We start from the raw sequence: 10,966 nt of genomic DNA on the forward strand, positions 1-10,966 counted from the left end.
CGCCGCTACGCGCGACTCATTCTGGGGGAGAGATCCGATGTATCGTGCTGCGGGGAGAGGGGGACGCCTCCGGGGCCCGGGCTAGCCGAAGCGCAGTGCGTCCTTCCGGGCCAGGTACAGGGTCAAGAACGCCTGCCCGGCCATCGCGCCGATGCGGTGCTCGCGGCCGTAGTACGTGTTCTCGCCGGACGCGCCGTACGTGCGGCCGTCGTCGAAGCGGGACATCATCCTGAGCTGCTCCTCGTTGTGGCGTCGTTCCCACGAGGCGGCGGCCGGGTCGATGCCCGTGTCCTGGGCCGTGAGGGAGACCAGGAGGTCGAAGTTGCCGAAGTAGAAGGGGAAGTGGGTGCCCCAGTCGTTGCCCTCGGGGTAGTGGATCTCGCCGCTGCCGGGCTGGTAGATGGTCTTCGTGGTGCCGTCGGGGGCGGGGAAGGGCAGGTCGACCAGGGCGGAGTAGACGCGGGTGATGTTGTGCAGCGCGGCGCGCGGGGCGGAGCGGCCGGCGAGGCCGTAGACGAAGCCCTGGTAGAGGCTCTGGTCGAAGGCGACCATGTAGAGCGGGTGCAGGATGTGATGGTTGTCCAGCGTGCCGTCGTCGGCGATGTTCGTGCCCTGCAGCCAGGCGGACAGCTCGATGCCGTCGACCGTCTCGCCGCCGGTGAGGTCCGCCGGGCAGGCGGCGGCGGCCAGCAGCAGTTCGACGTTGCGACGCGCCCAGGCGGGGGCGGCGGGGTGGCCGGGCATCATGGCCTCGGCGAGGGAGAGGACCGCGGCGCTCCAGTTGTCCTCCTCCGCCTTGCTGTCCCCGGGCGTGACGGCGGTGCCGTCGCGGCGCTTCTCGTAGAGCTGGTGGCCCGAGGTGCCGACGAGGTGAACGTCGTCGCCGGTGGTGAGGCGGTCCGCCTCCCAGGCCGTCATCGCGGCGAGATGGCCGCGTTCCTCGTCGTCCAGCTCGTCCCAGAAGAGCCAGCCGGCGAGCGCGGTGTAGTACGCCCACAGGGCGCTCTGCCAGACGTCGCCCCAGCGGGTGGCGGGATCGGCGTTGTTGGCCAGGTGCCGGGCCGCGAGGGTGCGGATCAGGTTGCGGGTGCGGATGGTGGCGTTGGCGGCGGAGAGGGTGCGCGGATCGTACACGCCGGTGACCAGGGCGGTGGCCGCGGAGACGGCGGCCATGGCCGGCAGGCGGATGGCGCGCTCGTCGGTGCCGCGCAGGTCGATGTAGCCGTCCGGGAGGTACGTGCGGTAAGTCCCGGCGTACCAGGGGCCGATGAGGTAACGCGAGCTGCCCGCCAGGATCGCCCTGACCCGCCGTCCGGCGGCGTCCCTCGCGGCGTACGAGCCGAGCCGGGCCCAGTCGACGGGCACGACCCCGCCGCCGGCGGTCGCCGTACTCCCGGCGTGGGCGGTGGCCGGCAGGCCGAGCGCGGAGACCGCGCCGACGGCGGCGGAGGCGCCGAGGAGTTGACGGCGGGACAGACGGTGCGAAGAGGTCATGCGGCGCTCCTGCGGTCCGTGAGGTGGCTGTCTCTGTGGATTCTCACGTGGGAACGGCATCTGACAAGGGGCGGCGTGGGTACGCTGCGGATCACCGACGCCCGTGGACGAGCGGCCGGCCGCCGCGCAGGCCCGTACCCGCGCGGCGCGAGCCGGCACGGCGGTTGTCTCGCGCTGTCCGGGCCGCCCCGGGACCCGGGGCACTGCGTGCGTTCCGTACCTGCGCGGCAAGTGGTGTGCGCGGAGATAGCGTCACCTTCCGGCAGACCACGACGGGATCGGTGTCGGATCCGGGCGGCCGCGTTCGTGGAAGAAGGGAGAGGGCGCCCGCGCGGGGTGTCCGCGGAAAGGAACGACGATGAAGCTGACGACCGTCACCCACGTTTCCGTCGACGGAGTGATGCAGGGCCTCGGCGGATCCGGCGAGGACCGCAGGGGCGGGTTCGAGCGGGGCGGCTGGGCGCTGCCGCTGTTCGGCCCGGAGGCCGAGACCTATCTCGGTCAGGTGTACCAGCGGGCCGATGCCTTCCTCTTCGGACGCGTGACCTACGAGATCTTCGCCGGCTCCTGGGGCGTGCTGCCCGACCCGGAGGACAACCCCATCGGCGGGCCCCTGAACCGGCAGACCAAGTACGTGGTGTCGAACACGCTCACCGACCCCCGGTGGGCGGGCACCCGCGTCCTGTCCGGCGATCCCGTGAGCGCCGTACGCAAGCTGAAGGCCGGCGGCGACGGCGAGTTGCAGGTGCACGGCAGCGGCAGGCTGCTGCGCAGCCTGCTCGACAACCGCCTGGTCGACGAGATCATCCTGCTGACCTACCCGGTGATCGTCGGCCGGGGCGGGCGGCTCTTTCCCGCCGAAGGTCCGGACGCGGCGCTCGACCTGGCCGACCACCGGGCTTTCCCGGGCGGTGTCACGGCACAGGTCTACCGGCCCGTCGGGCGCCCCGAGTACGCGGGTGAGAATGTCGGCCCCGGCCGCGACTCGTAGCCGGGGAACCGCCGTCCCCCCGGCCCCCCGGGCCCGTACGCGGCCCGGGGGCGGCCCGGGGGCGGCCCGAAGAAGAGAGAGGAGCCGAGATGCAGTACCTGGTCTCCGTGATCGACGACAGGACCGCCTCCGCGACCGAGGAGGAGATGACCGCCATCCACAGCTTCAACGAGCGGCTCCGCGCGGAGGGCAACTGGGTCTTCGCCGGCGGCCTCGCCGCACCCGACACGGCCACCGTCATCGACCACCGGGGTGAGCAGGCGCTGTTCACCGACGGGCCCTTCCTGGAGTCCAAGGAGTTCCTCGCGGGCTTCTGGGTCATCGAGGCCCCCGACCTCGACGTCGCGCTCTCGCTCGCCGCCGAGGGGTCCAAGCACTGCAACCGCCGGGTCGAGGTACGGCCGTTCCTGTGAGCGACGCGGGGGCACGTGAGGCGGTCGCCCGTGCGCACCGCGCCGAGTGGGCCCGTATCGTCGCCGCGCTGACCCGGCGCTTCGGCGATCTCGACATCGCCGAGGAGGCGGCGGCCGAGGCGTTCGCCGCGGCCGTCGAGCGCTGGCCGGCCGACGGCGTACCGCCCGCTCCCGGCGGCTGGCTCGCCACCACCGCCAGCCGCAGGGCGATCGACCGGATCCGGCGCGAGAGCAAACGCGACGACAAGCAGCGGGAGGCGCGGATGCTCCACGACGACACCCCGCCCGCACACCTCGGCGCCATCGACGACGACCGGCTCCGGCTGATCTTCACCTGCTGCCACCCGGCGCTCGCGCCGGAAAGCCGGGTGGCGCTGACCCTGCGCCTGGTCGGCGGGCTGACCGTGCCCGAGATCGCCCGCGCCTTCCTCGTCAGGTCGCCACGCACCGGGCCGCCACCGGAACCGGTCGGCAGATAGCCCTCGTTGAAGACGAGGAAGAGCACGGCGAGCACGCCGGAGACCCGGGCCGGCAGATCCTCCGCGGCCGGCACCCGGTAGGGGCCGAGGCGATCCGCCTGACGCGCCTCGTCCGCGCCCTGCTGCCCGCGGACGGCGAGATCGCCGGACTGCTGGCGCTGATGCTTCTCACCGAGGCCCGCCGGCCGGCGCGGGTCTCGGCGAGCGGGGAACTCGTGCCGCTCGGCGAGCAGGACCGCGGGTCCTGGGACGCGGCGCTGGTCGCCGAGGGCCACCGGCTGGTGCGCGAGCGGCTGGCCACGGGACAGGCCCCGGGGCGCTACCAGATCCTCGCCGCCATCAACGCCGTGCACACCTCCGCGCGCGACGTACGCGACACCGACTGGTCACAGGTCGTCGCCCTGTACGACCAGCTCGTACGCCTCGACGCCTCGCCCATCGTCGCACTCAACCGGGCCGTCGCCGTCGCCGAGACCGATGGCCCGCAGGTCGCGCTTGCGGACGTGGACCGGCTCGCGGACCGTCTCGCCGGCTACCACGCCTTCCACGCCGTCCGTGCGGACCTGCTGCGCCGGCTGGACCGGGCCGGTGCCGCGCGCGAGGCGTACGACAGGGCCGTCGAGCTGGCCGGCAACACCGCCGAGACCGCCTATCTGACGCGCCGCCGCGACGCGCTGGGGTAGCACCGGCGGGGGCGGTGCCCGTCCCGGGTCCGCCGCCCCCGGTGCCCCGCGGGCCCGGCCGCGCCGGGGATCCGGCCGGGCCTACCGGGTGATCTCGCCGTCCTCGATGCGCGTCGCGCCCAGCGGCGTCGCGTCGCGGAACTCCGGCAGCGACATCGGCTTGTCATAGAGGAAGAAGCTCTGGTTGCTGCCGATGGTGAACTCCATGTAGGCGCCGGTGGTGGCGTCGAAGCCGTAGTAGGCGCTGCACTGGCCGCCGGAGTAGTAGACGCCGTCCATGCCCGGCGCGGTCTTCGTCACCATGCCGCTGTTGGAGGAGTCGACGTCCTCCGGCGGGGTCAGCATGGCGCAGTACGAGACCGGCAGTCCCTCGAGCACGAAGTAGCCGTACTCGCCGTTGGCGTTCTGCAGGTAGACGTACGACAGCTTCCCGGGCTTCTCCCAGTTGTCGACCCACTTGTTGATGGTCTCCCGGGTCGGGGAGTACGTCATCGCGTTCGCCGGCTGGCGCTTGACGAGCCTGTCGTAGCCGGACTGCTTGGTCCGCGACTCCTGGGCCTGGGAGGAGTCGTCCGTGCAGGCCGCGGCGGTGAAGGCGAGGACGGCGGTCGCGGCGAGGGCGGTGAGGGCACGGGTCAGGCGGCGCACGAGGTCTCCTTCGCGTCGGTGCTCAGTGCGGCGGGCAGGCCGGCGTCCTTGAACGCCTTTCGGTGCTCCTGCCGCGACTTGGCGTTGTAGTCGTTGACCAGCTCCGACCGTGCGGCGCGCAGCGCGGTGAGGGAGGTGGTGATCTGCTCGGTGCGGTACTCGGACGGCTTGGTGTCCAGCTCGTCCTGGAGCGCCCCGATCTCGTCCTCCTTCGTCTCCACGGCCGCGCACAGGTCGAAGAACTCCTCGTACGTGGAGACGCGGAACGCGCCCGAGCCCACGGTGCGCTCGCGTTCCTCGGCCGCGCCGCGGAACGGTGCCGTGGACCAGGCCGCGCCGCCCCAGGCCAGGACGCCGGCGACGTAGACGAGGGCGAGCGCGACGATCCCGGCGAGTGTGTAGCGCAGGGCGCGGCTGCCTTCGGCGAACACGCGTGAGTCGGTGGGCACGGGTCCTCCTCCGGTCGGTGCACGGCCCGCTGCCGGGCCGGGCGGTATCAGACGTCCTCGGTTGCGCGGCGGCGAAGGAGAACCGGCCGGTACGGTCCGTGTCCGCCCGGTCACCGCCTCTGCCTTCAGTTGTACTGCGCCGGTCCCGGTACCCCTCCCGAACGCGGGTGCGGGGTACGGGTCACGGGCCCGCCGTGCGGCGGGCCCGTGACCCGTACCCCGGTGGTGCGGCGCGGCGGCCGGTCGTCAGCGGCGTACCACCTCGGCGTCCGCGTGCGCCCGGGCACCGGCGGCGCCGGCCGCCGGTCGGCCGCCGCGGCGGCCATGAACAGCGCGGTGAGCAGCGCACCCGCCGCCGCCACCAGCGAGGCGGGCAGGACGTCGACCGCGAACGACCCGGTGGGCTCGGCCGCCGACAGCCACGCATATCACCCCTGAGGGGTATGCCAGTCCGGGGTGACCCTTCGGTGGGGCGGGTGGCGTGCTCCGGTGCCCGTGGGGCCTGTGTGACGGCCGTCGTCTACGGACGGGGCGGCGCGCAACCGCCGGTCGCCGCGGTGGCGTCCGAGAGGGGTACGGGCCGGGCGCCTTGCGCGTCCACGCAGGTAATCTGCTCCCGGAGCGTGCCGAACAGGCGGCGGGTACGGGGGCCTTGGGGGGAGTGCCGGGGATGACGGGGGAGTCGGCAGCCGGGGGCGCGGCGGGCGAGCCGGCCGCGATAGGGCCGTACCGGATCGTCGGACGGCTCGGCGCCGGCGGCATGGGGCAGGTCTATCTGGCGCGCTCCGCCGCCGGCCGCCCGGTGGCGGTCAAGACGGTGGACTCCGGCGGTCGCGTCACCGGCGACGTGCGGCGGCGGTTCGCCCGCGAGGTCGCGCTGGCGCGCCGGGTGAGCGGGGCGTACACGGCGGCGGTTCTCGACGCGGACCCGGAGGCGGCGGTGCCGTGGATGGCCACGGAGTACGTCGCCGCCCCGTCGCTGGCCGAGCTGGTGCGTACCCGCGGCCCGCTGCCCGCGGACGCGGCGCTGTGGGTCGCGGCCGGCACGGCGGAGGCGCTGGCGGCGCTGCACGCCGAGGGGATCGTGCACCGCGACCTGAAGCCGTCGAACGTGCTGCTGCCCGTGGCGGGACCGCGCCTCATCGACTTCGGCATCTCACGCCCCGCCGACCTCACGCGTACCACGGTCAGCCTGGGCAGCGTCGCCTTCAGCGCCCCGGAGCAGGCGCGCGGCGAGCCCAGCACACCGGCCGCCGACCTCTACGCGCTGGGCGCCACGCTGTTCTACCTCGTCACCGGTCGGCCGCCGTACGCCGACACCGCCGACTTCTTCCGGCTGCTGCCCCGCGTGGCCCGGGCCGAGCAGGACCTGAGCGGGCTCCCGCCCGGACTGGCCGACGCGGTGCTGCCGTGCCTGCGGGCGGAGCCCGCCGAGCGGCCGGACGCGGCGGCGGTCGTCGCGGAGTTCGGCTCCCGGCTCGCGGCGCGGCCGGGCGCCGCGGGCGGCGGGGACTGGCTGCCGCCGGCCTGGCTCACGGCGATCCGGGAACGGGAGGCGGCCGCCGGTCAGGCCATGGGCACGGAGCAGGGCGGTACGGAGCAGGGCGGTACGGAGCCGGTCGGCACGGAGACCGGTGGTGCGGCGGCGGGCGGTACGGGGCCTCAGGCCACGGAATCCGGGGGCCTCGAAGCCGCCGGCACGGACCCGGCCCGGGGCGCCGGAGACGTGGCCCGTACGGTGCCGGCGGCCGGCGACGCCCCGCGGGCACCGGGCCGGCAGCCCGCCCAGCGCCGGTGGAGGAGGTGGCTGGTCGCCGTCGCCGCGGTCGCCGCCATCGGCGCTTCTTCCGCCGCGCTCGCCGCCCTGGCCGACGACGACGGCGGGAAGACCCCGCCGGCCGCCGGCGACGGTGCCGGCGCCGACGGCGCGGCCGACCGCGACCCGGCCCCCGACGACGGGGCGGAACCGGACGTCGCGAACGGCGGGGAAGGGGGGAACGGTGAAGACGGCACCGACGGGGATCCGTACGCCGGACTCGAAACCGAGGAGGACGTCGCGAGTGCCACGCTCATCGACTCCGTACGCACAGGCGACTGCCTGACGGTCCATTACGCCGTCGTCGGCTTCGAACCCGAGAAGGCCGCGCCCGACAAGGTGCCCTGTGACTCGCCGCGCGCCGCCACCCGCGTCACGGGCAAGTCCGGGGGCACCTCGGACGACTGCCCCTCGGGTCCGGACAGCGTGGAGTGGTCGCTGCTCGACTACGACACCGGGCTCTGCCTCGACCGCAACTTCCGGGTCGGCGACTGCTTCCCGGTCCGGGAGTACGTCGGCGGCAAGCGCGACAAGGGCTACGCCGTCTCCTCCTCGGGCCGCTGGGTCGCCAACCTCGCGTCCAAGAGCGACTGTTCCGGCGGTAGTCCGTCGCGGATCTTCGAGCAACTGGCCCGCGTGATCGCCGTGCACCCGGCCTCGGCCGCGGACGACGGCGTGTGCACCGACGCCTGGAAGGTGCAGCGCGGCACCCGGGCCATCTGTACGGAGGTGATCGCGTGAGCCTGGGTGAAGGGGCCGGGCCGGGCGACCGGTTCGGCCCGTACGAGGTGCTGCGGGTCCTCGGCCGCGGCGGCATGGGCGAGGTGTTCCTGGCCCGTTCGCCGGCGGGGCGGCCGGTGGCGGTGAAGACCCTGCTGTCGGAGACGGCGCCGCTGGGTGCGGAGGAGCGCGCGCGGTTCGCGCGCGAGATCGCGCTCGCCCGCAGGGCCGGCGGCGCCCACACCGCCGCGGTCATCGACGCGGACGCCGAGGCTGCGGTGCCGTGGATGGCCACGGAGTACGTCGCCGCCCCCTCGCTCGGCGAACTGGTCCGCGACTGCGGGCTGCTGGACGCCCCGGAGGCGGTCTGCTGGGTCGGCGCGGGCGTGGCCGAGGCGCTGCTCGCGCTGCACGCCGTGGGCGTCGTCCACCGCGACGTCAAGCCCTCGAACGTGCTGTTGCCCGTGGCCGGCCCGAAGGTCGTCGACTTCGGCATCGCGCACGCGGCCGACCTCACCCGGACCCGGATCACGCTGGGCACCATCGCGTTCACCTCGCCGGAGCAGGCGCGCGGCGAGGCCAGCACGCCGGCCTCCGACGTGTACGCGCTGGGCGCCACGCTCTTCCACCTCGCCACCGGCCACCCGCCCTACCCCGAGAGCGAGCCGCTGCAACTGCTGGTCCGGGTGTCGGAGGCGCGCGTCGAACTCGACGGGCTGCCCCCGAAGCTGGACGCCGTGATACGCCCCTGCCTCCGTCCGGCGCCGGCCGACCGGCCCACGGTGGCCGCGCTGCTGCGGGACCTGACCGCCCGCGTCGCCGACCATCCCGGCGCGGCCGGCGGCGCCGGGCTGCTACCGGGGGAGTGGCGGGAGCGGATCGCCGCGTACGAGCGTACGGGCGCCGCCGCGGCGGCCGAGGCGGAGACGGCCCCGGCGCTTGCGGACGCCCGCCCGCCCGCCGCCGGCGCAGGGCCCATCGCCCCGGACGAACCGGGCGGGCGCTCCGGGGACGACGGCCCTGAGGACGACGGGGCCGAGGACGCCGGGCCCGGCGCGCCCGGCGCCGATCCCGCCGGCGCCGCGACGGGCACCGGGACGCTCCCCCTGCGGTCCGGCGCCGCCGACGCCGTCCCCAGGGCCCGGGCCCGTACCCCCGGCGAACAGGCCGCAGCCGCACCGCTGCCGGCCTCCCGCCGGCCGGCCCGGATCGCCGCGTTCACGGTCCTGCTCTGCCTCGGCGTCCTCGCCGCACTCCTCCTCGTCCGGCTCCCGGACGACGCCCCCGAGGCCCGCGGGTCCGCCCCGCCGGCCGCCCCGGCCACCGGCACGCCCGCCGCTCAGGACCCGGTGGTGTCTCCCACCCCGACCCCCGCCGCCACCCCGCCCCGGACCGAGATCGCCGGGGTGCGCAAGGGGGACTGCCTCAGCATCCGCCATCCACCTCACCGCAACGTGGCCATGTTCGACCCGTGGTACGGCGTGGAGGACCCGGAGCCGGTGAACTGCGCGGGCGACAAGGCGTACGTGAAGGTGACCGGGCTGCGCTGGACCGAGACGCTCGCCGATCCGGTCTGCCCCCGTGGCGAGGGCAGAGACGAGTTCGTGGTCGACTACGACCCCGGGGACGGCAGTTTCAGCGACACCGCCGTCGCGGTCTGCGTCGAGCGGCAGTACCGGGTCGGGCAGTGCTTCCCCGGCCTCTTCGCCGCCGACAGGATGTCGGACAGCGACGCGAGCTTCCTGTCCGTGACGCGCTGCAGCAAGACCGAGATCCCCGAGATCGACAACCGCATGTTCCGGATCACCGGCACGGAGCCGCTGGCCGAACCGCAGACGTGCCCGCCGGGCTCGGACCTCTACTGGCCCTTCACGGAACGCGGCTTCGCGCTCTGCGTGAGCATGCTCTGAACCCGCGTCACACCGTCCCGGCCGCGGCATGGAGCGTGCCCGCAAGCGGCGAGGGGAGATCACGGGTGCAGGGGGACCGGAGGAGCACGCACGGGGCACCCGACCTGCTTCGCCCTGCCGCCGTGGCGCCGGCCCGGGAGGCGGCCGGGGAGCAGGCCGACCCGGAGGTCGTGGCGGAGGCGCGGCGCCGCAAGGAGGCCGCGCTGCTGGACTTCGGGGTCGGCCACAGCGTCGTGGCCTCCTGGCTGTACGCGAAGTGCCACCGCCACCTCGCCACCACCGCGCTCCCGACCGCCGCGGTCACGGCCACCGGCGACGGCCGCTGCGCGCTGCTCTACAACCCGTACTTCTTCGCCTCGCTGGACTTCGACGGCGTCAAGTTCGTGCTGTTCCACGAGGCCCGGCACCTGATGCGCCGGCACCTCTACGTGGACGAGGAGCTGCGCTCCGACCCGGTGTTCACCCTCGCCGCCGAGGTGGCGATCAACCACGTCGCCCTGCGCAGGCTGGGCCGCTCCGCCTTACCCGAGGCGGTGCCCGCCGGCGGCGGGGAGCCCGAACCGGTGGGCGTCGACCCGGACGCGGTGGACGGCAGCTACCGCGAGGACCTGCGGAGGCAAGGGCTGGCGCCGCTGCCGTACGACGACTTCGTCCGCACCGATCTGACGGTCTACGGCGAACTGCGCCGCATGAGGTCCCGGGAGACGCCCCGCTCCGCCTTCTGCGTTCACCTCGCCGAAGACGCACAGGAGGGCGACGTCCCCCTGGACCCCGAGACCGTCGCGCAGGTCGGCGACGACGTCTGCGCGAGGTGATGCAGTCCGCGCTGCGCGGCGGCCGGGCGGCACCCGAGGAACTGCTCGGCCTCGCCGACCGCACCGCGGACGGCGGTGAACGGTTCAGCCGGCTGTGGGGGCTCCTGGGGCTGGACAAGCTGCGCGGGACCACGCCCCGTACCCGCCGGGTCGGCCGGTGGCAGCGGTGGCTGACCGATGTCCTGGCCTCCAGGCTGACCGAGAGCGAACGGCTGGTCTACCCGAAGAAGCACGGCGCGATCGTCCTCGCGCTCGGCCATTAACCCATGCTCACGCGCCGCGGTCCGGAGCGTACGAAGGTGGTGCTCGTCGCGTTCGACACCTCGGGGTCGATGCCCGACGCCGTCGTCGAGTGGCTGACCACCCTGGCCGGGCAGACCGACGGGGTGGAGAGCCACTGGCTCTCCTTCGACGGCGTCGTGATGCCGTTCGTCCCCGGGGAGCGGGTGGCGGGCGGCGCCCGCACTGCGCAGTTGTCGTACCTCCGCATCGGCACGCTCGGCGCGAAGGCCCTGGCGGTGTCCTCCTGCTTCCGCAGCGAGGCCGGG

Annotated in this window: 8 protein-coding genes and 2 pseudogenes; 7 read left to right on the forward strand and 3 right to left on the reverse strand. The window is 74.6% G+C overall.

All coding sequences use genetic code 11. The features are described 5' to 3' along the window. Window positions 1-81: 81 nt before the first annotated feature. Entirely contained in the window at window positions 82-1,494 is a 1,413-nt protein-coding gene (locus tag I003_RS0130410) for a hypothetical protein (protein ID WP_027774871.1), read from the reverse strand. 358 nt (window positions 1,495-1,852) lie between these two features. Between I003_RS0130410 and I003_RS0130415 the strand changes: the two genes are divergently transcribed. From I003_RS0130415 to I003_RS34390, 3 genes and pseudogenes are all read left to right on the forward strand, one after another. Continuing rightward, a complete protein-coding gene (locus I003_RS0130415) occupies window positions 1,853-2,485 on the forward strand; it encodes a dihydrofolate reductase family protein (protein ID WP_027774872.1) in 633 nt (210 codons plus the stop codon). Between the two features lie 89 nt (window positions 2,486-2,574). Beyond that, the gene (locus tag I003_RS0130420; protein ID WP_027774873.1) at window positions 2,575-2,898 is read left to right on the forward strand and encodes a YciI family protein; all 324 of its coding nucleotides are present in this window, start codon (window positions 2,575-2,577) and stop codon (window positions 2,896-2,898) included. Between the two features lie 46 nt (window positions 2,899-2,944). Then, a pseudogene (locus I003_RS34390) lies at window positions 2,945-4,057 on the forward strand (sigma factor); the annotation flags it as partial. An 84-nt stretch (window positions 4,058-4,141) separates the two neighbouring features. On the opposite strand, the gene I003_RS0130430 reads toward I003_RS34390, so the two are convergent. Next, a complete protein-coding gene (locus I003_RS0130430; protein ID WP_027774874.1) occupies window positions 4,142-4,708 on the reverse strand; it encodes a hypothetical protein in 567 nt (188 codons plus the stop codon). Next, entirely contained in the window at window positions 4,696-5,157 is a 462-nt protein-coding gene (locus I003_RS0130435) for a hypothetical protein (RefSeq protein WP_027774875.1), read from the reverse strand. The genes I003_RS0130430 and I003_RS0130435 overlap by 13 nt, the downstream gene beginning before the upstream one ends. A 207-nt stretch (window positions 5,158-5,364) precedes the next feature. Here I003_RS0130435 and I003_RS36310 point away from each other — a divergent pair, with 207 nt between their 5' ends. From I003_RS36310 to I003_RS34050, 4 genes and pseudogenes are all read left to right on the forward strand, one after another. Then, window positions 5,365-5,595 (forward strand): hypothetical protein, encoded by a 231-nt coding sequence (locus I003_RS36310; RefSeq protein ID WP_027774876.1) that lies wholly within the window; start codon window positions 5,365-5,367, stop codon window positions 5,593-5,595. Window positions 5,596-5,827: 232 nt separating this feature from the next. Beyond that, window positions 5,828-7,714, forward strand: coding sequence for a serine/threonine-protein kinase (locus I003_RS37225; RefSeq protein ID WP_051368665.1), 1,887 nt, complete (start codon window positions 5,828-5,830; stop codon window positions 7,712-7,714). Beyond that, window positions 7,711-9,603, forward strand: a complete 1,893-nt coding sequence (locus I003_RS34400) for a serine/threonine-protein kinase (RefSeq protein ID WP_051368667.1) — start codon at window positions 7,711-7,713, stop codon at window positions 9,601-9,603. Before I003_RS37225 ends, I003_RS34400 begins: the two co-directional genes overlap by 4 nt. Window positions 9,604-9,668: 65 nt before the next feature. Next, window positions 9,669-10,885 (forward strand): annotated as a pseudogene (locus I003_RS34050) (DUF2201 family putative metallopeptidase); the annotation flags it as partial. Between the last annotated feature and the right edge of the window lie 81 nt (window positions 10,886-10,966).

Source organism: Streptomyces sp. CNQ329 (assembly GCF_000482585.1).